Source organism: Streptomyces sp. NBC_00536 (assembly GCF_036346295.1).
Lineage (GTDB): Bacteria > Actinomycetota > Actinomycetes > Streptomycetales > Streptomycetaceae > Streptomyces.
On the sequence record NZ_CP107819.1, the window covers coordinates 2,996,126 to 3,018,032 of the forward strand.

The 21,907-nt window shown below is 72.2% G+C and carries 15 protein-coding genes and 1 pseudogene; 9 read left to right on the forward strand and 7 right to left on the reverse strand.

What is annotated here, in order from left to right; all coding sequences use genetic code 11:
* Positions 1-68: 68 nt before the first annotated feature.
* The 3 genes from OHS33_RS12920 (at position 69) to OHS33_RS12930 (ending at position 2,486) form a co-directional block, all read left to right on the forward strand.
* Positions 69-983: a sugar phosphate isomerase/epimerase family protein gene (locus OHS33_RS12920; protein ID WP_330330545.1), complete on the forward strand. Its 915-nt coding sequence runs from the start codon at positions 69-71 to the stop codon at positions 981-983.
* A 28-nt stretch (positions 984-1,011) separates the two neighbouring features.
* Complete coding sequence (locus OHS33_RS12925; protein WP_330330546.1) at positions 1,012-2,022, forward strand: Gfo/Idh/MocA family protein; 1,011 nt, start codon at positions 1,012-1,014, stop codon at positions 2,020-2,022.
* A 263-nt stretch (positions 2,023-2,285) separates the two neighbouring features.
* Complete coding sequence (locus tag OHS33_RS12930) at positions 2,286-2,486, forward strand: helix-turn-helix transcriptional regulator (protein ID WP_330330547.1); 201 nt, start codon at positions 2,286-2,288, stop codon at positions 2,484-2,486.
* 42 nt (positions 2,487-2,528) lie between these two features.
* Here OHS33_RS12930 and OHS33_RS12935 read toward each other — a convergent pair whose 3' ends face one another.
* Positions 2,529-3,761, reverse strand: coding sequence for a cation:proton antiporter (locus tag OHS33_RS12935; protein ID WP_330335030.1), 1,233 nt, complete (start codon positions 3,759-3,761; stop codon positions 2,529-2,531).
* A 163-nt stretch (positions 3,762-3,924) separates the two neighbouring features.
* Here OHS33_RS12935 and OHS33_RS12940 point away from each other — a divergent pair, with 163 nt between their 5' ends.
* Positions 3,925-4,158, forward strand: coding sequence for a heavy-metal-associated domain-containing protein (locus OHS33_RS12940; protein ID WP_330330548.1), 234 nt, complete (start codon positions 3,925-3,927; stop codon positions 4,156-4,158).
* 111 nt (positions 4,159-4,269) lie between these two features.
* Positions 4,270-6,576 carry a heavy metal translocating P-type ATPase gene (locus OHS33_RS12945; protein WP_330330549.1) on the forward strand — a complete coding sequence of 769 codons (2,307 nt, stop codon included), beginning with the start codon at positions 4,270-4,272 and terminating at the stop codon, positions 6,574-6,576.
* 386 nt (positions 6,577-6,962) lie between these two features.
* Here the strand turns inward: OHS33_RS12945 and OHS33_RS12950 are convergent, their stop codons facing one another.
* Together OHS33_RS12950 and recD2 are read right to left on the reverse strand one after the other, a co-directional pair.
* Positions 6,963-8,252, reverse strand: a complete 1,290-nt coding sequence (locus tag OHS33_RS12950; RefSeq protein ID WP_330330550.1) for a citrate synthase — start codon at positions 8,250-8,252, stop codon at positions 6,963-6,965.
* A gap of 182 nt (positions 8,253-8,434) precedes the next feature.
* A complete protein-coding gene (gene recD2, locus OHS33_RS12955) occupies positions 8,435-10,678 on the reverse strand; it encodes an SF1B family DNA helicase RecD2 (protein WP_330330551.1) in 2,244 nt (747 codons plus the stop codon).
* A gap of 280 nt (positions 10,679-10,958) precedes the next feature.
* Between recD2 and OHS33_RS12960 the strand changes: the two genes are divergently transcribed.
* Together OHS33_RS12960 and OHS33_RS12965 are read left to right on the forward strand one after the other, a co-directional pair.
* Positions 10,959-11,465, forward strand: coding sequence for a DUF937 domain-containing protein (locus OHS33_RS12960; RefSeq protein ID WP_330330552.1), 507 nt, complete (start codon positions 10,959-10,961; stop codon positions 11,463-11,465).
* A gap of 210 nt (positions 11,466-11,675) precedes the next feature.
* Positions 11,676-12,167, forward strand: a pseudogene (locus OHS33_RS12965) (GNAT family N-acetyltransferase); the annotation flags it as partial.
* On the opposite strand, the gene OHS33_RS12970 reads toward OHS33_RS12965, so the two are convergent.
* Positions 12,112-13,056: an EamA family transporter gene (locus tag OHS33_RS12970; RefSeq protein WP_330330553.1), complete on the reverse strand. Its 945-nt coding sequence runs from the start codon at positions 13,054-13,056 to the stop codon at positions 12,112-12,114. The pseudogene OHS33_RS12965 and the gene OHS33_RS12970 overlap by 56 nt on opposite strands.
* Before the next feature lie 95 nt (positions 13,057-13,151).
* Between OHS33_RS12970 and OHS33_RS12975 the strand changes: the two genes are divergently transcribed.
* Positions 13,152-14,075 carry a LysR family transcriptional regulator gene (locus OHS33_RS12975; RefSeq protein ID WP_330330554.1) on the forward strand — a complete coding sequence of 308 codons (924 nt, stop codon included), beginning with the start codon at positions 13,152-13,154 and terminating at the stop codon, positions 14,073-14,075.
* 34 nt (positions 14,076-14,109) lie between these two features.
* The gene (locus OHS33_RS12980) at positions 14,110-15,924 is read left to right on the forward strand and encodes a glycoside hydrolase family 3 protein (protein ID WP_330330555.1); all 1,815 of its coding nucleotides are present in this window, start codon (positions 14,110-14,112) and stop codon (positions 15,922-15,924) included.
* Between the two features lie 42 nt (positions 15,925-15,966).
* Here OHS33_RS12980 and OHS33_RS12985 read toward each other — a convergent pair whose 3' ends face one another.
* From OHS33_RS12985 to OHS33_RS12995, 3 genes are all read right to left on the reverse strand, one after another.
* A complete protein-coding gene (locus tag OHS33_RS12985; RefSeq protein ID WP_330330556.1) occupies positions 15,967-17,409 on the reverse strand; it encodes an aminopeptidase in 1,443 nt (480 codons plus the stop codon).
* Between the two features lie 86 nt (positions 17,410-17,495).
* Positions 17,496-17,897 carry a hypothetical protein gene (locus tag OHS33_RS12990; protein WP_330330557.1) on the reverse strand — a complete coding sequence of 134 codons (402 nt, stop codon included), beginning with the start codon at positions 17,895-17,897 and terminating at the stop codon, positions 17,496-17,498.
* Positions 17,898-18,021: 124 nt separating this feature from the next.
* On the reverse strand, positions 18,022-21,846 hold the full coding sequence (locus tag OHS33_RS12995; protein ID WP_330330558.1) for an ABC transporter ATP-binding protein: 3,825 nt from the start codon (positions 21,844-21,846) through the stop codon (positions 18,022-18,024).
* Positions 21,847-21,907 lie beyond the last annotated feature (61 nt).

A 21,907-nucleotide genomic window follows, 5' to 3' on the forward strand; every position in this document is an offset into this window, starting at 1 on the left:
CTGTTCCGGCCTGTCTCATCCAGGCGCTCTTGCCTGTCCCGTTGAGCCTCGCACCCTAAGGTGTCGTCATGACGTCCTCCCCGCCCGCGTTGACCCGTATCCGCATCGGTTCGGCTCCGGACTCCTGGGGCGTGTGGTTCCCCGAGGATCCCCGGCAGACCGGCTGGTCACGCTTCCTCGACGAGGTCGCGGACGCCGGTTACGAGTGGATCGAACTGGGCCCCTACGGATATCTGCCCACCGATCCCGCGCGGCTCGCCGAGGAGACGGGCAAGCGCGGGCTGAAGGTCTCGGCCGGCACGGTCTTCACCGGACTCCATCACGGGCCCGCCGTGTGGGAGCAGACCTGGGAGCACGTGTCGCGGATCGCCGCCCTCACTCAGGCGATGGGCGCGGAGCACCTGGTCGTCATCCCCTCCTTCTGGCGGGACGACAAGACGGGGGCGGTCCTGGAGGACCGCAACCTCAGCGCCGGGCAATGGCGCGAACTCGCCGGGCAGACCGAGCGGCTGGGCCGTGAGGTGCGCGAGCGGTACGGGCTGCGGATCGTGGTCCATCCGCATGCCGACACGCACATCGACACTCCGGAGAACGTGGCCCGCTTCCTGGACGCGACCGATCCGGAAGCGGTCTCGCTCTGCCTGGACACGGGGCACTACGCGTACTGCGGCGGCGACAGCGTCGAGGCGATCGAGACCTTCGGCGAGCGCATCGGCTACCTCCACCTCAAGCAGGTGGATCCCCGGATCCTCGCCGAAGTCGTCGCGGAGCGGCTGCCCTTCGGTCCGGCGGTGGCCCGCGGGGTGATGTGCGAGCCGCCCGCCGGGGTGCCCGCGCTGGAGCCCGTACTGGCGGCGGCCCAGCGGCTCGGGGTGGACCTCTTCGCCATCGTGGAGCAGGACATGTACCCCTGCCCGCCGGAACGACCGCTGCCGATCGCCCGCCGCACCCGCGCCTTCCTGCGCTCCTGCGGCGCCCGTTGACCCACCCCCGAGTTCGGAAGAGGTACGCATGAGCACGCTCGGCATCGCCGTCATCGGCACCGGGAAGATGGGCAGCGACCACGTCCGCCGGATCGGGCGGACCGTGGGCGGGGCCCGGGTGGTGGCCGTGGCCGACCCCGACGGCGACCGGGTCAAGGAGGTCGCGGGCGCGCTGGAGGGCGCGAGCGCGCACACCGACCCGGCGGCCGCGATAGCCGCGCCGGGGGTGGACGCGGTGCTCATCGCCTCGCCCGGCCCCGCCCATGAGGAGGCCGTCCTGGCGGCCCTGGCCCGGGGCCTGCCGGTGCTGTGCGAGAAGCCGCTGACCCCGGACGCGGCGGGGGCGCTGCGCATCGTCGAGGCCGAACAGCGGCTGGGGCGGCGGCTGGTGCAGGTCGGTTTCATGCGCCGCTACGACGCCGAGTACGAGCGCCTCAAGGAGCTGCTGGACGCCGGGGGCATCGGACGGCCGCTGTTCCTGCACTGCCGTCACCGCAACGCCTCCTCGCCGTCCTTCTTCACCAGCGACATGCTGATCACCGACTCGGTGGTGCACGAGGTGGACGCGGCCCGCTGGCTGCTGCGGCAGGAGGTCACGGCCGTCACCGTGCTCTCCCCGGCGCCCTCGGCCGCGGCCCCCGAGGGGCTGCGCGACCCCCGTCTCGTCCTGCTGGAGACCTCGGGCGGCGCGATCGTGGACGTGGAGATCTTCGTCAACTGCGGTGTCGGCTACCAGGTGCAGTGCGAGGCGGTGGGCGAGGCGGGCAGCGCCCGGATCGGCGACGGCCACGCGATGGTGGTGCAGTCCGCGGGCCGCTGGGGCGGTGCGATCGACCAGGACTTCACCGTGCGCTTCGCCGACGCCTACGACCGCCAGCTGCGCCGGTGGGTGGCCGCGGCCGCGCGGGGCGGGGCCGAGGGTCCCGGCGCGTGGGACGGCTACGCGGCGGCGGCGGTCTCGGAAGCGGGCCTCGCCGCCTCCCGCACCGGGGCGCGGACCCTCGTCGAACTGGCCGAGCGCCCCCCTCTTTACCGCTGACCGGCGCCGGGGCGCGCCGCGACACACCTCTGCGCAGTCCGAACCCTTCCGACCCCTGTGCCACTTCTGTCACGGGGGTCGGGGTCTGGTCACACATGTCCGCATTACGCGGGTCTTGCGTCACAGACAGTCGACAGCCCCTCCCCTGCCTTCACCCGACGTCGTTCTCCGGGCACAACCTTGAGTGATCGTCACTGTCCACGCTCAGGCTCCCCCGACGGCCTCCCGGCCGCCCCCGCGGTGTGGACGAGGAGGTGCCCCAGATGACCGACCGGAAGCTGTGGTCGTACAAAGAGATCGCCGCCCACATCCAGGTCCAGCCGGACACCGTGCGCTCCTACCGCAAGCACGGGCTGCTCCCCCCGCCCGACCACGTCGAGGTCGGCAAGCCCTACTGGTACGCCGACACGATCCGCGCCTGGGTCGCCCGACGCCCCGGCAACCGGGGCCGCCGCGAGGACTGACCTCCTGTACCGGGCCGGGGTGACACCACCCCGGCCCGGTGGTCACCACGACTCCCCTTCGCTGATCCGCGCCCGGGAAGCCCGACCCTCCCGGCCCTCCCCTCCCCCCGATCTCAGCCGCAGCGCCAGCAGCGGGAAGACCAGTACGGAGACCATCCCGGCCCCCACCAGCGCCGCCGCCTCCCCCGGCTGCACCATCCCGTCCTGGACGCCCAGCGTGGTGATCGCGACCACCAGCGGCAGCGCCGTCGACCCGAGCAGCACCAGCGCCACCCGGTCCCGACGCCCGAGGTCGCGCGGCGCCAGCCACCAGATCGGCAGCCCGCGCACCACCAGGAACAGCAGCAGGAACACGGGCAGCAGGAGCAGCACCCGACCCCCGCCGAGCAGGGCCTTCAGGTCGAACTGGATCCCGGTGAGCACGAAGAACAGCGGCACCAGGAAGCCGAAGCCCATCGCCTCGACCTTGGAGAGCACCACCCCGCTGCTCTCGGGCGCGGCCCCGTGCAGGACCAGCCGGGTGATCACGCCCGCGGCGAAGGCCCCGAGCAGCACGTCCAGTCCGAGCGCCTGCGCCAGCCCCAGCATCGCCACCATCAGCAGCATCACCAGCCGCACCGCGAACTGCCCGCTGCTGTCCAGAGTCCTGGCGATGACGTGCGAGAGCCAGGTCGCCTTCGGCCGCAGCGCCCAGAACACGGCGGCGGCCGTGAGCACCGCGAAGGCCGCCAGCAGGGCCGCCGAGCGGCCCGGGGCGCGGCCGCTGAGCAGCAGGGCCATGGCGATGACCGGCCCGAACTCGCCGACCGACCCCATCGCCATCACCACGGACCCGAAGCGGCCCCGCAGGTCGCCCGCGTCGCGCAGCACCGGCAGTACCGTGCCGAGCGCGGTGCTGGTCAGCGCCGTGCCGACGTAGACCCCCTTGCCGAACCCACCGCCGTGGGCGAGCAGGGTCCCGGCCGTCAGCCCCAGGGCCAGGGCGATCAGCCAGGCCCCGGCCGAGCGCCGCAGGGTGTCGCCGCCGATCCGGTCGAACCGGATCTCGTACCCGGCCAGGAACATCAGCATCGCGAGGCCGAGCTGGCCGAGTACGTCGATCACCTGGCCCGGCACGGCCCAGCCCAGCACATCGGGCCCGACCAGCACGCCGAGCAGGATCTCGAAGATCACCAGGGGCACCGACAGCCACCGGGACACGCCGTGGGCGAGCAGGGGCGCCAGCACCGCGATCGACATGATCAGGATCAGCGTGAGACTTCCCGAAGCGGACATACCTGCCATTTACATACGGTGAGCAGGCCCTGTCCACCGGTCACCGTGGGCGCGGAAGCTCGCATCTATACCCCCTAGGGGTATAGTCTGGAGCCATCGGCAGGAGGGTGGAGCGATCCCCCGCCTTCCGGTGACCGGACACGCCCCCGAAGAGGAGAACGACATGAGCGCCGAGACGGACACCCAGACCACCACCGTCTACCGGGTGACGGGCATGACCTGCGGCCACTGCGAAGGCGCCGTGACCGCGGAACTGACCGCCCTGCCCGGCGTCAGCTCGGTCAAGGCCGTCGCCGCGGCCGGCGAGGTCACCGTGGTCTCCGCCGCCCCGCTCTCCGAGGACGAGGTGCGCGCGGCCGTCGACGAGGCCGGATACGTGTACGCGGGCCGGGCCTGACCCTCCGGGGCCACCACCACTCCCCTTCTCCTCCACGCAGTACCCCGCCGGGCCGTACCGTCCAGCTCATACTGGTTCCGTACGGACCCGGCCCTCCCCCTGGAGCCGGACATGACCAGCACAGAGACCAGCACCGTGCACGACGGACCGATAGTGACCGAGGTCGAGCTGACGATCGGCGGGATGACCTGCGCTTCCTGCGCGGCCCGCATCGAGAAGAAGCTGAACCGGATGGACGGCGTCAGCGCCACGGTGAACTACGCCACCGAGAAGGCCCGGGTCTCCTATCCGCCCGAGGTCGCCGTCGCCGACCTGATCGCCACCGTCGTCAAGACCGGGTACACCGCCGAGGAGCCCCCGCCGCCGGCCCCCGAGCCCCAGGCGGAAACCGGAACCGCGGCCACGGAGGCCGGTGACGCGGCGGCGCCCGATCCGGAACTCGCCGCGCTGCGCCAGCGCCTGCTGGTCTCCGCCGTCCTCGCCCTGCCCGTCGTCCTGCTCGCGATGGTCCCGGCCCTCCAGTTCGACAACTGGCAGTGGCTCTCGCTCACCCTCGCCGCGCCCGTCGTCGTCTGGGGCGCGCTGCCCTTCCACCGGGCCGCCTGGACCAACGCCCGGCACGGCGCCGCCACCATGGACACGCTGGTCTCGGTCGGCACCGGGGCCGCCTTCGCCTGGTCGCTGTGGGCCCTGTTCTTCGGTCACGCGGGCATGCCCGGGATGCGGCACGGCTTCACGCTCTTCACAGTCCAGACGGGCACGGTCCAGCGCACGGACGGCGCCTCGGCCATCTACCTCGAAGTCGCGGCCGGTGTCGTCGCCTTCATCCTGCTCGGCCGCTATCTGGAGGCCCGCTCCAAGCGGAAGGCCGGAGCCGCCCTGAAGGCCCTGCTGCACCTGGGTGCCAAGGACGTCGCGGTGCTGCGCGACGGCGCCGAGGTACGGATCCCCGTGAGCGCCCTGACCGTCGGCGACCGGTTCGTCGTACGCCCCGGCGAGAAGATCGCCACCGACGGCACGGTCGTCGAGGGCAGCTCCGCCGTGGACGCCTCGATGCTGACCGGCGAGTCCGTCCCGGTCGAGGTCACCGTCGGCGACCCGGTCACCGGCGCCACCGTCAACACCTCCGGACGCCTGGTCGTCCGGGCCACCCGGGTCGGCGCGGACACCCAGCTCGCCCGGATGGCCACGCTCGTCGAACAGGCCCAGAACGGAAAGGCGCAGGTCCAGCGGCTGGCCGACCGGATCGCCGCCGTCTTCGTGCCCGTCGTGCTGCTGCTCGCGCTCGGCACCTGGGTGACCTGGCTGCTGATCACCGACGACCCGACCGCCGCGTTCACCGCCGCCGTGGCCGTCCTGATCATCGCCTGCCCCTGCGCCCTCGGGCTGGCGACCCCGACCGCCCTGCTGGTCGGCACCGGCCGCGGCGCGCAGCTCGGCATCCTGATCAAGGGCCCCGAGGTGCTGGAGTCCACCCGGCGCGTGGACACCGTCGTCCTGGACAAGACCGGTACGGTCACCACCGGCCGGATGACCCTGGCCGGGGTGCACCCCGCCGAGGGCACCGACGAGCGCGAACTCCTGCGCCTGGCGGGCTCGCTGGAGCACGCCTCGGAGCACCCGATCGCCCGGGCCATCGCCGCCGGAGCCGCGGAGCGCGCGGGTTCGCTGCCGGTCCCGGAGGACTTCCGGGCGCTGGCCGGGCTCGGTGTGCAGGGCGTGGTGGACGGCCACGCCGTGCTGGTGGGCCGCGAACAGCTGCTGGCCGACTGGGAGATCACCCTGCCGGGGGAGCTGGCGCGGGCCAAGGCGGATGCCGAGGCCGAGGGCAGCACGGCCGTGCTGGTGGCCTGGGACGGGGCGGCGCGCGGGGTGCTGACCGTCGCCGACGCCATCAAGGAGACCAGCGCCGAGGCGGTGTCCCGGCTGCGGGAACTGGGCCTGACCCCGGTGCTGCTGACGGGTGACAACCGGGCGGTGGCCGAGACGGTGGCCCGCGCGGTGGGCATCGACGAGGTGATCGCCGAGGTGCTGCCGCAGGACAAGGTCGACGTCGTACGCCGCCTGCAGGCCGAGGGCCGTACGGTCGCCATGGTCGGCGACGGGGTCAACGACGCGGCGGCGCTGGCCCAGGCGGACCTCGGGCTGGCCATGGGCACGGGCACGGACGCGGCCATCGAGGCGGGCGATCTGACCCTGGTCCGGGGGGACTTGCGGGTCGCGGCGGACGCGATCCGGCTCTCCCGGCGCACCCTGGCCACCATCAAGGGCAACCTGTTCTGGGCCTTCGGCTACAACGTGGCGGCCCTGCCGCTCGCGGCGGCCGGACTGCTCAACCCGATGATCGCGGGGGCCGCGATGGCCTTCTCCTCGGTCTTCGTGGTGAGCAACAGCCTGCGGTTGCGCACGTTCCGCTAAAGGACCGCCTCCTCACCGCGCACACACTTCCTTCACGGGAGACGCAGATCACAGTGATTCGAACGTAACCATCAGGTGCCTACGCGGGTCTAATGGTGCGGTGCCAGGAATGTCTTGGGGGACGTTCACGGAGGTCTTGGGGGACGTCCGCAGGCACCGCCGGCCGGGACACGTACCCGCGGGAGCCGTACGACGCGGCCTTCCCGATCCGAACGGGTCCCGGCAGACACCCCTGTTGGAGCGCCGGGCGCGCTCCTCGCCGACGCCCTGGTCCGGGTCCCGTGGGGGGAATCCGTACCGGGGAAAGGAAAGCGCCCCGACCGTCGACCCGTGGGGGGATCGACGGCGGGGCGCTTTTCGTATGCGCGTGCTGGTGAGACCTCGGGTCAGCGGGCCTCGACCGGGACGAAGTCGCGCAGGACCTCGCCGGTGTAGATCTGGCGCGGGCGGCCGATGCGGGATCCCGGCTCCTTGATCATCTCGTGCCACTGGGCGATCCAGCCCGGAAGGCGGCCGAGCGCGAAGAGCACGGTGAACATCTCGGTCGGGAAGCCCATGGCCCGGTAGATCAGACCGGTGTAGAAGTCCACGTTCGGGTAGAGGTTGCGCGAGACGAAGTACTCGTCGGCCAGCGCGTGCTCTTCCAGCTTGAGCGCGATGTCGAGCAGCTCGTCGCTCTTGCCGAGCGAGGAGAGGACGTCGTGCGCCGCCGCCTTGATGATCTTCGCCCGCGGGTCGAAGCTCTTGTAGACGCGGTGCCCGAAGCCCATCAGGCGGACGCCGTCTTCCTTGTTCTTCACCTTGCGGATGAAGGCGTCGACGTCGCCGCCGTCGTTCTTGATGCCTTCCAGCATCTCCAGCACCGACTGGTTGGCGCCGCCGTGCAGCGGGCCCCACAGGGCGCTGATGCCGGCCGAGATCGAGGCGAACATGTTCGCCTGCGAGGAGCCGACCAGGCGCACGGTGGAGGTCGAGCAGTTCTGCTCGTGGTCCGCGTGCAGGATGAGCAGCTTGTCGAGCGCCGCGACCACGACCGGGTCCAGGTCGTACTCCTGGGCCGGCACGGAGAAGGTCATGCGCAGGAAGTTCTCGACGTAGCCGAGGTCGTTGCGCGGGTAGACCACCGGGTGGCCGACCGACTTCTTGTACGCGTAGGCCGCGATCGTCGGAAGCTTGGCGAGCAGCCGGATCGTCGAGAGGTTTCGCTGCTTCTCGTCGAACGGGTTGTGGCTGTCCTGGTAGAACGTCGACAGCGCGCTGACCACGGAGGACAGCATCGCCATCGGGTGCGCGTCGCGCGGGAAGCCGTCGTAGAAGCGCTTCACGTCCTCGTGCAGCAGCGTGTGCTGGGTGATCTCGTTGCGGAACGACGCGAGCTCGTCGACGGTCGGCAGCTCACCGTTGATCAGCAGGTACGCGACCTCGATGAAGGTCGAGCGCTCGGCCAGCTGCTCGATCGGGTAGCCGCGGTAGCGCAGGATGCCCTGCTCGCCATCGAGGTAAGTAATGGCGGACTTATAGGCGGCGGTGTTCCCGTAGCCGCTGTCCAGGGTGACCAGACCGGTCTGGGACCGGAGCTTCGAGATGTCGAAGCCCTGGTCGCCAACGGTGCTTTCGACCACCGGGTAGGTGTATTCGCCGTCCGCGTACCGCAGTACTACAGAGTTGTCGCTCACGTCATCCCTCACCGACGTAGTGCCTCTTCTTCGAGGTGCCCTGACTGCCTCTACCTTCCCCCATTTGGCACAGGTGAGTGCACTCGGGGTCGGGGTTTGGTGTTTTCGACGGCACTGAGTGCCTTCAAGCTGCCCATCCTGCCCCCTCCGAACCGGTGGGGGTAGCCCAAATGATCGATCATCTAGGTGATGTTTCCCACCGGTATGAGGCCGGACAGCCGCGGGGCGACGGCTGTGAACCGTCTGCCAGCGGAAACCGTACGCACCGCCTGACCGAGCGCTTTGCGGGACCCGACCAGGACGACCAGTTTCTTCGCCCGCGTCACCGCCGTGTAGAGCAGATTTCGCTGGAGCATCATCCAAGCCCCGGTGGTGACCGGGATCACGACCGCCGGATATTCACTCCCCTGGGAACGGTGGATGGTGACGGCATAGGCGTGGGCCAGCTCGTCGAGTTCGGAGAACTCGTATCCGACCTCCTCGTCCTCCTCGGTCCGGACGGTCAGGCGCTGTTCGTCCAGGTCGAGTGCGGTCACCACGCCGACGGTGCCGTTGAAGACACCGTTGGCCCCCTTCTCGTAGTTGTTCCGGATCTGGGTCACCTTGTCTCCCACCCGGAAGACCCGGCCGCCGAACCGCTTCTCGGGCAGGCCGGGCCGGGCCGGGGTGATCGCCTGCTGGAGCAGGCCGTTGAGGTTCCCGGCGCCCGCCGGACCCCGGTGCATGGGCGCGAGGACCTGGATGTCACGGCGCGGGTCGAGACCGAATCTGGCCGGAATGCGACGGGCCGCCACGTCCACGGCGAGCACCCCGGCCGCCTCGGTGTCCTCCTCGGCGAAGAGGAAGAAGTCCGGGAGGCCGTCGGTGATGGGCGGGACCCCGGTGTTGATGCGGTGCGCGTTGGTGACCACACCCGACTGCTGGGCCTGCCGGAAGATCCGGGTCAGCCGGACCGCGGGCACCGGCCCGCCCTCGGCCAGCAGGTCCCGCAGCACCTCGCCGGCCCCGACCGACGGCAGCTGGTCCACGTCCCCCACCAGCAGCAGGTGCGCCCCGGGCGCCACCGCCTTGACCAGTTTGTTGGCGAGCAGGAGGTCGAGCATCGAGGCCTCGTCGACCACCACCAGGTCCGCGTCCAGCGGCCGGTCCCGGTCGTACGCCGCGTCCCCGCCCGGTTTCAGCTCCAGCAGCCGGTGCACGGTGGAGGCCTCGGCGCCGGTCAGCTCCGAGAGCCGCTTGGCCGCGCGGCCGGTGGGCGCGGCCAGCACCACCTTGGCCTTCCGGGCCCGGGCCAGCTCCACGATCGAGCGGACGGTGAAGGACTTGCCGCAGCCGGGTCCGCCGGTGAGGACCGCGACCCGGCGGGTGAGGGCGAGCTTGACCGCGTCCCGCTGTTCGGGCGCGAGGGTGGCCCCGGTCTTCCCTGCCAGCCAGCCCAGGGCCTTCTCCCAGTCGACGTCCGCGAAGCCCGGCATCCGGTCCTCCTCGGCCCGCAGCAGCCGCCGCACCTGCCCGACGAGGGAGAGTTCGGCCCGGTGGAAGGGGACCAGATAGACCGCGGTGATCGGCGGGCCGCCCTGCGGATCGGGCACCTGCTCGCGCACGACGCCCTCAGGATCCGCGGCGAGTTCCGCCAGGCACTCGATGACCAGTCCGGTGTCCACCTGCAGCAGTTTGACCCCGTCGGCGATCAGCCGCTCCTCGGGCAGGAAGCAGTGGCCCTGGTCGGTGGACTGGGAGAGGGCGTACTGGAGTCCGGCCTTGACCCGCTCGGGGCTGTCGTGCGGGATGCCGACGGACTGGGCGATCTTGTCGGCGGTGAGGAAGCCGATGCCCCAGACGTCGGCGGCGAGCCGGTAGGGCTGGTTCTTCACCACCGAGATGGAGGCGTCGGCGTACTTCTTGTAGATGCGGACCGCGATGGAGGTGGAGACCCCGACCCCCTGGAGGAAGATCATGACCTCCTTGATGGCCTTCTGCTCCTCCCAGGCGGCGCCGATCATCTTCGTCCGCTTGGGCCCGAGCCCGGGCACCTCGATCAGCCGCTTCGGCTCGCCCTCGATCACCTCCAGGGTGCCGACGCCGAAGTGCTCGACGATCCGGTCGGCGATCTTCGGGCCGATGCCCTTGATCAGGCCGGAGCCGAGGTAGCGGCGGATGCCCTGGATGGTCGCGGGGAGCACCGTGGAGTAGTTCTCGACGGTGAACTGCTTCCCGTACTGCGGGTGCGAACCCCAACGGCCCTCCATGCGCAGGGATTCACCCGGCTGCGCGCCCAGCAGCGAACCGACCACCGTGAGGAGGTCGCCGCCACCGCGCCCGGTGTCGACGCGGGCGACCGTGTAGCCGCTCTCCTCATTGGCATAGGTGATGCGCTCCAGGACCCCTTCGAGCACTGCCGTGTTCACCGCGCTGTCCGTCCCCATGGCGCAACGCTAGCGCCCGGCGCCGACAGCCCGTTCACCCTGTGGACAACCGGCCCCGGAAAGTGGTGGTGGAAACGGAAGGGGGTCCGGCCTCACGGCCGGACCCCCTCACGGTTACCCCTCCCTCGTCGGACTTCCCGATCCCCCCAGATCCCCTCCCGGAAGTTTCCGACGCACCGTACGACCCGCCACCCCGGCGGACGGTTGCACAGAGATCCGAGGCTTTATCGTTCCGTTACCCGAGGTGCCAGCAAAACACGACAGACGTAGCGTTTCAGACATGAGCGAACCTTCCTTCCAGGACGATGTGCTGAGCGAGCTGGGCGACGACAGGCTGACCGAGATCGCGGGTCTGCTCGGCACCGACGCCACGGGCGCGCGCGACACGGTCGCCGCCACCGTCGGCGCGATGACCGGTGGCCTCCAAGAGAAGGCCGATGCGGACGACGACGACGGCGTCGAGGTCCGCCAGGCCTTCGCCGAGGTGGCCGAACCGCCCCTGCAGGGCGTGGCGACCCTGGGCGGCGGCCTGCTGAGCGGCGGCATGATGGCCGGGGTGCTGGCCAAGGTGAGCCGCCCCGTCTCCGAGGCCGTCTCCAAGAAGACCGGCATCCCCGCCCCCACGATCGCCCGGGTCATCGAGCTGCTGATCCCGGTGCTGCTGGCCGTCTTCGCCAAGCGCGCGGCGGGCAAGGGCGCGGGTGCGGGCGCGGGTGCCCCGCAGGCTTCGGGTGGCGGTGGCCTCGGCGATCTGCTGGGCCAGATCCTCGGCGGCGGAAAGAAGTAAGGGCCGCGCCCTCACCCGTACGACGCAGTGCGGGGCGCAGCCATTCCAGCCCCGCCCGGGGGCACCTCCCAGCGGTAGCTGGGGGAGTTTGAGGCGCCCCCGGAGGGCCTCCGGCCGGACCGGTTGCCTCCGGCGGGCCCTCAAACGCCGGGCAGGCTGGAATCCCGCGCCGTATCCTCGGACGCCATGGACACGTCCGGTACGCAGGCAGTACTCCGCTCCCCCGAACCCGGCGATCTGGGCTGGATCGTGCAGCGGCACGGCGCCCTCTACGCCGCCGAGTACGGCTGGAACAGCGAGTTCGAGGGACTGGTCGCGCGGATCGTCGCGGACTTCGCCCAGGACCACGACCCCTACCTCGAACGCGTCTGGATCGCCGAGCTGGACGGCCGCCCGGTGGGATCCGTGATGTGCGTGCGCGATCCCGCCCCCGGTACCGCCCGGCTGCGGCTGCTGCTGGTGGACCCGGCGGGCCGCGGTCACGGGACCGGCGCCCTGCTGGTGGACACGGTGGTCGCCTTCGCCCGGTCGGTCGGCTACCGCGAGCTGGTGCTGTGGACCAACGACGTACTGACCTCCGCCCGCTCCCTCTACCAGCGCGCCGGGTTCACCCTGGTCGCCGAGCGGGAGCACCGTTCGTACGGGGTCACCCTGACCGGACAGGACTGGCGGCTGCCGCTCCAGGAGCACTCACCGCGATAGCCGGTACCGGCGGCGCGAGCGGCGTACGGGTCCCGCGCGCCGGGGTCAGTGAGGTGGCCGCGACCCCGCCGACCAGCAGCGCCGCGGCCAGCCAGCGCAGCGGCGAGATCTGCTCGCCGAGCACCAGCGCCGCCGAGGACATCCCGAAGACCGGCACGAGCAGCGAGAACGGCGCCACCGACGAGGCCGGGTAGCGGCGCAGCAGGTAGCCCCAGGCCCCGAAGCCGAAGACGGTGGACACCCAGGCGACGTAGCCGATGACGGCGGCCCCGGACCAGTCCAGGGAGCGCAGCGCGGCGAGGTCCCGCCCGGGCCCCTCGAACAGCAGCGAGAGCCCGAACAGCGGCAGCACCGGCACCACGCACACCCACACCATGAAGTTCAGCGCGTCGGGCGGGGCGGCCCTGCGGGTCAGCACGTTGGACACGCCCCAGCAGGCGGCGGCCGCGACCACCAGCACGAAGCCGGTGACGGGCGCCGAGGTCCCCCGGTCCACGGCCGCGACGGCGATCCCCGCGAGCGCGACCGCCATCCCGGCCAGCCGGACCCGCCCGGGCCGCTCGCGCAGTACGACGGCGGCGAAGACGGCGGTGAAGACGGCCTGCACCTGGAGCACCAGGGAGGACAGCCCGGCCGGCATCCCGGCGGCCATGCCGGTGAACAGGAGGCCGAACTTCGCGATGCCCAGGGCCACTCCGACCCCGATGATCCACTTCCAGGCGACCTTGGGCCGCCCGACGAAGAACACCGCGGGCAGGGCCGCGACGAGGAAGCGCAGGGCGGACAGGAGCAGTGGCGGGAAGTGGCCGAGCCCGATCTCGATGACGACGAAGTTGACACCCCAGACGGCGGCGACGAGGACGGCGAGTGCGGTGTGTACGGGACGCATGAGAAGAGCATCCGCGCCACGACCATGTAGCACCAGCGATGATCTCTTCCCCATTGGATGAAGCAGCACTTACGATTCGCGCTTACGATTCGCGCATGCTCGACCTGTCCCGGCTCCGCGCCCTGCACGCCGTCTCCGTCCACGGGTCCGTCGCGGGCGCGGCCGCCGCCCTCGGCTACACCCCCTCCGCCGTCTCCCAGCAGATCGCCAAGCTCGAACGGGAGACCCGCACCACCCTCCTGGAGCGCCGCGGCCGCGGTGTCGCGCTCACCGAGGACGCCCGCCATCTGGCCTCCACCGCCCAGGAGTTGCTGGGGATCGTGGAGCGCGCCGAGACCACCCTGGAGGAGCGCCGCGGCCAGCCCAGCGGGCTGCTGCGGGTGGCGGCCTTCGCCTCCGCGGCGCGCGGCCTGCTGCCCGGGGTGCTGGCCGAACTCGCCCACCGCCACCCGGCCCTGGAGGTCCGGCTGACCGAGGTCGACCCGCACCTCTCGGTGGACCTGGTGACCCGCGGGGTCACCGACCTGGCGGTGGCCCACGACTGGGACATCGCCCCGCTGCCCGTGCCCGACGGGGTCGAGCAGGCGGTGATCGGCGACGACCCCTGCGATCTGCTGGTGCCCGAGGGCCATCCCTTCACCGCCCGGACCTCGTTGCGCCGCACGGACCTGGTCGGGGAGCGCTGGGTCTGCCAGCCGCCCGGCCGGGTCTGCCACGACTGGCTGGTGCGCACCCTGCGCGCGGTGGGCAGCGAGCCGGTCATCGCGCACGTCGCCGAGGAGAACCACACCCTGGTGGCCCTGGTCGCGGCGGGCCTGGGCATCGCCGTGGTGCCCCGGCTGGGCACCGGGGCACTGCCGCCGGGGGCGGTGGCCGTCCCGCTGCGGCCCGCTCCCATGCGCCGGGTGCACGCCGTGTGGCGGGCCGGGGCGGCCCGGCGGCCCGCGATCACGGCGGCCGTCCGGACCCTCCAGGACCACTGGGCCGCCTCGTCCGGGGGACCCGGCGAGTGTCCTTGAGGGCCGCGGGGGCGCGCGGCGCTAGCGTGCCCGGGTGCCGAACCACGCGTCTCGCCGCTCCCTGCTGTCCGCCGCCGCCGTGGCCGCCGTCGCCGCCACCGGCGCCTCCGCCGCCGCGCTCCCCCGCACGGTGAGGCCCGGTGGGCGCCGCGCCGGTCCGCTGCCCGTGCCCCGGGAGACGCCGCGGCAGGTGATGGCCCGGATGAGCCTGGAGGAGAAGGTCGGCCAGCTGCTCGTCAGCCGGATGTACGGGCACACGGCGACCGCGCCCGATCCGGCCGACGCGGACACCTTCGAGGCCGAGCTGGGCGTCCGCAGCGCCGCCGAGCTGATCGCCCGTTACCACCTGGGCGGGATCATCTACTTCGGCTGGGCGGACAACATCCGCTCCCCGCTCCAGGTCGCCGAGCTGTCGAACGGGCTCCAGCGCGCCGCCCGGGCGGACGGCGCCGGGGTGCCGCTGCTGCTCACCACCGACCAGGAGCACGGGGCCGTCAACCGGATCGGGAAGCCCGCGACCCTGCTGCCGGGGGCGATGGCCCTGGGCGCGGCCACGGGCGCGGGCACGGAAGCCGCGGCCGACGGTGCCCGGCGGGCCGCGCTGATCGCGGGCACCGAACTGGCCGCGATGGGCGTGCGCCAGGACTACGCCCCGGTCGCCGACGTGAACGTGAACCCGGCCAATCCGGTGATCGGCGTACGGTCCTTCGGCGCGGATCCGCGGGCGGTGGCGGCGCTGGTCGCGGCCCAGGTGCGGGGCTACCAGGGCGCGGGGGTGGCGGCCACGGTCAAGCACTTCCCCGGGCACGGGGACACCGACACCGACAGCCACATCGGGCTGCCGGTGATGCGGCACACCCGCGCCGAGTGGGAGGAGCTGGACGAACCGCCGTTCCGGGCGGCCGTGGAGGCGGGCGTGGACGCGGTGATGACCGCGCACATCGTCTTCGCGGCGCTCGATCCCGCCGGGGACCCGGCGACCCTCTCGCACCCCATCGTCACGGGCATCCTGCGCGAACGCCTCGGCTTCACGGGGGTGGTGGTGACCGATTCGCTGCGGATGGCCGGGGTGCGGCAGAAGTACGGTGACGACCGGGTGCCGGTCCTCGCCCTGAAGGCGGGCTGCGACCAGCTGCTCGACCCGCCGGACGTGGGGCTCGCGTACCGCAGCGTGCTGGCGGCGGTGCGTGCGGGCGAGCTGACCGAGGCACGGATCGAGGAATCGGTCCTGCGGATCCTGGAACTCAAGGCCCGCCGCGGCCTGTTCGAGGACCCCTACGTCGTGCCCGCGCGGCTGGCGGAGAGCGTCGGCACCCCGGAGCACCTGGCCGCGGCCGATGCCGTCGCGGCCGGGACGACCACGCTGCTGGCCAACACCCAGGGCCTGCTGCCGCTGGATCCGGTGCGCTTCCCGAAGCTGCTGGTGACCGGCGCCGATCCGGCCTCGCCCACCGGGACCAGCGGACCGCCGACGACGGTGCTGGCGGGCGAGCTGGGGGCGCTGGGCTTCACGGCGACCGCGCTGCCGGGCGGCCGGGCGGTGGCCGCGGCCCCGGACCACGACGTGGTGCTGGTGTGCACCTACAACGTCCCGGAGGGTGCGAGCACCGCTTACAACCTGGTCCGGGACCTGGTGGCGGCGGGGGCCCGGGTGGTGACCCTGGCGCTGCGCAATCCGTACGACCCGGCCCGGCTGCCGCCGGTCGCGGCCGCGCTGGCGGCGTACTCCTGGACGGACGGGGAACTGCGGGCCGCCGCCCGGGTCATCGCGGGCGCGCACCGGCCCACGGGGCGGCTCCCGGTGCCGGTGCCGGGGCGCTGGCCGCTGGGCCACGGGCTGACGTACTGACGCACGTCCACCCGCGGCCCGGCAGCTCACTGCTTCAGCGGGTCACGGCCGCAGCTGCGGCTCGCGCTCCAGGTCGCGCTTGTCGAGCTGGGCGTCGGCCCGGGCGAGCGGGGCCGCCTTGTTCGGGTCGGCCTGCACGGCGGCGGGGGCGACCCCGGCCCACTGGAGGATCTTCGCGGTGGCGAGGTTCTTCTCGCCCTCCTGGAGCTTGGCCACGTTGGCGCCGTGGTTGGCGCCGGGGGCGATCATCACGTAGCTGTCGGTGACCCCGTACCCGAGGTGGAAGGGCTCGGCGCCCCACGGGTCGTTCTGGCCGTACACGAACAGCATCTGGTGGGCGTTGTCGCGCACCCAGTTGTCGATGTCGGTCATGACTCCGGGCTGGAAGGTCATGGGGATGTCGCGGGGCACGAAGTTGCGCGGCGGCTGGTAGCCGTAGCGGCTCAGGTTGCCCAGGTGCGGCTGCTTGATGGTGGGCGATCCGAGCTGGGTGCCCGCCTGGTAGTAGTACGGGGTGTACGTCTCCAGGCCCTGGTCCGCGTAGGCGGAGAAGCCGGAGATCGTGTCCACCGTGTCCCAGATCTCCTGGTCGGAGGCGGTCGCAGCGGCCGGGATGCCCGCGCAGTCGGAGAGCAGGCTGTACTGCCAGAAGGACCAGACGTAGTCGAGGACGACGGCCTCGTAGGCCTTGTCGAGGTCGCCGACCGTGTGGAAGGTCCAGCCGTTCGCGGCGGCGGCGGCCGCGTACTTGGTCTCCAGCGGCACGCGGCGCACCAGGGCCTCGCGCTGCACCGCGTTCAGCTTGTCGCGGCACTCCTTGGTGCCGACCTTGGTGAAGAACCGGTCGTAGGCCGAGTCCTCCTTGTTGTTCACGTCGTTCGGGGCGACGTAGGCGACGACGCCGTCCATGTCCCGGGAGTAGAAGCGCTCGTAGTACGTGGCCGTCATGCCGCCCTTGCTGCCGCCCGTGGCCAGCCAGTTCTTGGTGTAGATCTGCTTGAGGGCGGTGAAGACGCGGTGCTGGTCACTGGCGGCCTGCCAGATGTCCAGGTTCGACCAGTTGGCCGGGTCGGGGCGGGACGGGGTGAAGAAGCGGTACTCCAGCGACACCTGGTTGCCGTCGACGATGGTCGTCGGCTCGCTGCGGCGCGGGCTGGTGTTGACGTTGTACCCGGAGGTGTAGAAGACCGTGGGCCGGGAGGTGTCCTTGTGCAGCAGGGTCAGCCGCTGCTTGAAGGTGCCCTTCCACGGCTGCCGGTGGTCGACCGGCTGCTCGTAGTTCAATACGAAGAACCGGTAGCCGGGGTACGGCTTCTCCTCGATGAGGGTCATCCCCGGTATCGCCAGGATCCGGTCCTTGATATCCGTGATGTCCGTGGCGGCGGTCGGCCCGGCGGCGGTGGCCGCTTGAGCCGTCACGCCCGCCGCGCCCATGGTGCCGATGAGCACCACGAACGACAACAGCCATCTGAGCGCCTTGTGCATTCTCACCCTCCCCTTGAGTTCACTGCGGTACCGGTGAACCTAGCGGGATCAACGCACAATGGAACAGGGGGCGTTGGGCCTCCCTGTCAGCACAGGATCCAGCCGGAGCCGGCCGATCCCGACTCCACCTGCCCCCTTACATACACGCAGCGGCTCACGGTGGGCACGGTGACGGGCCCGGCGAACCGGGTGAAATCGCCCGCATCCCGGACCGGCACCCCGCCGCGCGGCTGCACGCTCACCGACATCCGCTGCCGCACCCCCGGACGCGTCGGCACGGTCACCGCGCACACCCGCGCGCGGGACTTGTACACGCGGACCTCGCCCGTCGGGAAGGGCACGGCCGCGGCCAGCTGACCCGGACAGCCCCCGGTCGCCGCCCCGGCGGGCGGCGCCGCGAGCAGCGCGCCGCACGCGAGGAGCAGCCCCGCCGGAAACACCCCCAGGGCCCTGGCCGCCCGCCCCGCCCCGCCCCACCACCCGAACACGTCTACCCCCGTCGGTCGTACGTACAACGTACGCACCCGTACGACGCACGGACCCCCCGGAAGGTTGCAGGGAGCAACCGCATCCGGGGGGTCCGGTTTCGACGGGCGGGGTCAGGCGCTGGGGTCAGGCGGCGGCGCGCTCGTCCTCGCCGACGAAGGTCCGCCACAGGTCGGCGTACCGGCCGCCGCGGGCCAGCAGTTCGACGTGGGTGCCGTCCTCCACGACCCGGCCGCGGTCCATCACCACGACCCGGTCGGCGCGGGCGGCGGTGGTCAGCCGGTGGGCCACCACCAGGGTGGTGCGCTTGCCCGCGAGCCGGTCGGTGGCCTGGTTGACCAGGCCCTCGGTGGCCAGGTCGAGGGCGGCGGTGGCCTCGTCGAGGAGCAGGATGTCCGGGTCGACGAGTTCCGCGCGGGCCAGCGCGATCAGCTGGCGCTGGCCGGCGGAGAGGTTGCGGCCGCGCTCGGCGACGGTGTGCAGGTAGCCGCCGTCCAGGGTCGCGATCATCTCGTGCGCCCCGACGGCGCGCGCGGCCCCCTCCACCTCGGCGTCGCTCGCGCCGGGCCGCCCGTAGGCGATGGCGTCGCGCACGGTCCCCGCGAAGAGGTACGACTCCTGGGGGACAACGCCGAGCCGGTGGCGGTACGCCGTGAGGTCCAGGTCGCGCAGGTCCGCGCCGTCGGCGGTGACCCGGCCCGAGGTGGGGTCGTAGAACCGGGCGACCAGCTTGACCAGGGTGGACTTGCCCGCTCCGGTCTCGCCGACGAACGCGACGGTCTGCCCCGCGGGTATCCGCAGGCTGATGCCGCCCAGGGCGTCGCCCTTGGCACCGCGCTCCTCGGCGGTCCCGTACTGGAACCGGACGTCCTCGAAGGCGATCTCGCCGCGCAGCACGGGCACCTCGCGCGGCTCGGCGGACAGCGGGGTGGTGGTGGGCTCGCGCAGCAGCCCCTGGATCCGGCCGAGCGAGACGGTGGCCTGCTGGTAGCCGTCGAAGACCTGGGAGAGCTGCTGCACGGGAGCGAAGAACAGGTCGATGTAGAGCAGGTACGCGACCAGCGCGCCGGTGGTCAGCGTGCCCGCCTCGACCCGGCCCGCGCCGACGATCAGCACGGCGGCCGCGGCGACCGAGGACAGGAGCTGGACGAAGGGGAAGTAGACCGATATCAGCCACTGGCCGCGGACCCGGGCCTCGCGGTAGGAGTGGCTGCGCTCGGCGAACCTCATGGCGCCGGCGCCCTCGCGGCGGAAGGCCTGGACGATGCGCAGGCCCGACACCGACTCCTGGAGGTCGGCGTTGACCAGGCCGACCCGGTCGCGGGCCAGCTCGTACGCCGCCACCGACTTGCGGCGGAAGACCACGGTGGCGATGACCAGCAGGGGCAGGGTCGCGAACACGATGAGGGCCAGCTCGGCGTCGAGGACGAGCAGCGCGACGAGGATGCCGAGGAAGGTGAAGACGGAGACGACGGCGGTGACCAGACCGGTCTGCAGGAAGCTGGACAGGGCGTCCACGTCCGTGGTCATCCGGGTCATGATCTTGCCGGTCAGCTCGCGCTCGTAGTAGTCGAGGCCGAGCCGCTGGAGCTGCGCGAAGATCTTGACGCGCAGGGCGTACAGCACGCGCTCGCCGGTCCGCCCGGTCATCCGGGTCTCGGCGAACTGCGCGGCCCACTGGGTGAGGACCACGGCCAGCGCCAGGCCCGCGGCCACCCAGACCGCGCCGAGCGCGAGCCGCTCGACACCCTGGTCGATGCCGTGCCGGATCAGGATCGGCAGCAGCAGACCGGCGCCCGCGTCCAGGGCGACCAGGGCGAGGCTGATGGCGAGCGGCGCCCAGAAGCCGCGCAGCAGGTGGCGGACGCCGTAGCTGCTCTCGGCGCCCGCGGCGCGGGCCTCGTCCACCTCGGGGGTGTCGTCGGCGGGCGGCAGCGCGGCCACCTGGGCGAGGAGTTCGGGGGTGGCGGGCATCCCTCCGACGCTCGCGGCCAGGGAGTGGGCGGGGGCGCCGCTCGCGGTGGGGGCCGTGACCCCGTCCGTCTCTTCTTGGCGGCGCCACAGTTCGGGGGTGACCCCGTCGGCGACCCGGCGCTTGGCGCCGACCTGCTCGGAGTCGATCTCCGCTTCGAGTTCCAGGTCCCGTTCGAGATCGCGTTCCAGGTCCCGTTCGAGGCCCGCGATGACGGCGGCGGGCTCCTCGGTGCGGGGCGATCCGGCGCCGAGCGCGTCGGGGTCGGTCAGCAGCCGCCGGTAGAGCGCGGAGCGGCGCTCCAGCTCCTCGTGCGTGCCGACGTCCGAGAGCCGTCCCCGGTCGAGTACGGCGATCCGGTCGGCCAGGGCGAGCGTGGAGCGGCGGTGGGCGATCAGCAGGGTGGTGCGGCCCGCCATGACGGAGCGCAGCGCCTCGTGGATCTCGTGCTCGACGCGGGCGTCGACCGCCGAGGTCGCGTCGTCGAGGAGCAGCAGCCGGGGGTCAGTGAGGATGGCGCGGGCGAGCGCGATGCGCTGGCGCTGGCCGCCGGAGAGGGTGAGGCCCTGCTCGCCGACCTTGGTGTCGTACCCGGCGGGCAGGTCCGCGATGAACCCGTCGGCCTGGGCGGCGCGGGCGGCGGCCTCGACCTGTTCGTCGGTGGCGCCGGGGTGCCCGTAGGCGATGTTGGAGCGGATGGTGTCGGAGAAGAGGAACGAATCTTCCGGCACGAGCCCGATCGCGGCGCGCAGCGAGGCGTAGGTCAGCTCGCGCACGTCGTGCCCGCCGACGCGGACGGCGCCGCGGTCGGCGTCGTAGAAGCGGGGCAGGAGCAGCGAGACGGTGGACTTGCCGCTGCCCGAGGCACCGACGACGGCGACGGTCTCCCCCGCCTCGATGGAGAGGGAGAACCCGTCGAGGACGGGCCGCTCCGGGTCGTACCCGAAGCCCACCGCGTCGAACTCCACGGTCGCGGGCGCGTCGGCGGGCAGCGCGTGGGCGCCCTCCCGGATGACCGGCTCGGTGTCGATCAGCTCCAGCACGCGCTCGACGCCGGCCCGGGCCTGCTGGCCGACGGTCAGCACCATGGCGAGCATCCGGACGGGGCCGACGAGCTGGGCGAGGTAGGTGGAGAAGGCCACGAAGGTGCCGAGGGTGACCTCGCCCTTGGTGGCCATCCAGCCGCCGAGGGCCAGGATCGCGACCTGCCCGAGGGCGGGTACGGCCTGCAGGGCGGGGGTGTAGCGGGAGTTCAGCCGGATGGTGCGCATCCGCCCGGCGAACAGCCGCCGCCCGGCCTCGCGGAGCTTGCCGGTCTCCTGCTCCTCCTGGCCGAAGCCCTTCACGACGCGTACGCCGGTCACGGCCCCGTCGACCACGGTCGCGACGGCGGCGGCCTGGCCCTGGGCGTACCAGGTGGCGGGGAAGAGCTTCTTGCGGCTGAGCTTGGCGATGAACCAGAGGGCCGGGGCCATCAGCACGGCGACCAGGGTCAGCAACGGCGACAGCCACAGCATGATCGCGAGGGATATCCCGAAGAGCAGGAAGTTCCCGATGGTCATGGGAAGCATGAACAGCAGCCCTTGAATCAGCTGCAGGTCACTGGTGGCCCGGCCGACGACCTGGCCGGTGGACAGCTCGTCCTGGCGCCGGCCGTCGAGGCGGCCGATGGTGGCGAACATGTCGGTGCGCAGGTCGTGCTGCACGTCGAGGGCGAGCCGCCCGCCGTAGTACCTGCGTATGTAGGTCAGCACGTACACGAGGAGCGCGGCGCCTATGAGCATCCCGGCCCAGGGGGCCATCGGCTTGCTCTTGTCCCCGATGACGTCGTCGATGATCACCTTGGTGACCAGCGGCACCAGCGCCATCACGGCCATCCCGCCGAGCGAGGACCCGAGCGCCAGCAGCACATTGGCCTTGTAGCGCCAGGTGTACCCGGTCAGCCGCCTGCCCCAGCCCTGTTTCTCCGCCGCCGCCACGTGAAGCCTCCCCGTCCGTCCTGCCACCTGTCCTGCCGGAAGCCCCAACGCTCCGACCGGC

Coding starts and splice junctions, on each gene's coding strand:
- OHS33_RS12920 (WP_330330545.1), top strand. CDS start 69: ATGACGTCCTCCCCGCCCGCGTTGACCCGTATCCGCATCGGTTCGGCT.
- OHS33_RS12925 (WP_330330546.1), top strand. CDS start 1,012: ATGAGCACGCTCGGCATCGCCGTCATCGGCACCGGGAAGATGGGCAGC.
- OHS33_RS12930 (WP_330330547.1), top strand. CDS start 2,286: ATGACCGACCGGAAGCTGTGGTCGTACAAAGAGATCGCCGCCCACATC.
- OHS33_RS12935 (WP_330335030.1), bottom strand. CDS start 3,761: ATGTCCGCTTCGGGAAGTCTCACGCTGATCCTGATCATGTCGATCGCG.
- OHS33_RS12940 (WP_330330548.1), top strand. CDS start 3,925: ATGAGCGCCGAGACGGACACCCAGACCACCACCGTCTACCGGGTGACG.
- OHS33_RS12945 (WP_330330549.1), top strand. CDS start 4,270: ATGACCAGCACAGAGACCAGCACCGTGCACGACGGACCGATAGTGACC.
- recD2 (WP_330330551.1), bottom strand. CDS start 10,678: ATGGGGACGGACAGCGCGGTGAACACGGCAGTGCTCGAAGGGGTCCTG.
- OHS33_RS12960 (WP_330330552.1), top strand. CDS start 10,959: ATGAGCGAACCTTCCTTCCAGGACGATGTGCTGAGCGAGCTGGGCGAC.
- OHS33_RS12970 (WP_330330553.1), bottom strand. CDS start 13,056: ATGCGTCCCGTACACACCGCACTCGCCGTCCTCGTCGCCGCCGTCTGG.
- OHS33_RS12975 (WP_330330554.1), top strand. CDS start 13,152: ATGCTCGACCTGTCCCGGCTCCGCGCCCTGCACGCCGTCTCCGTCCAC.
- OHS33_RS12985 (WP_330330556.1), bottom strand. CDS start 17,409: ATGCACAAGGCGCTCAGATGGCTGTTGTCGTTCGTGGTGCTCATCGGC.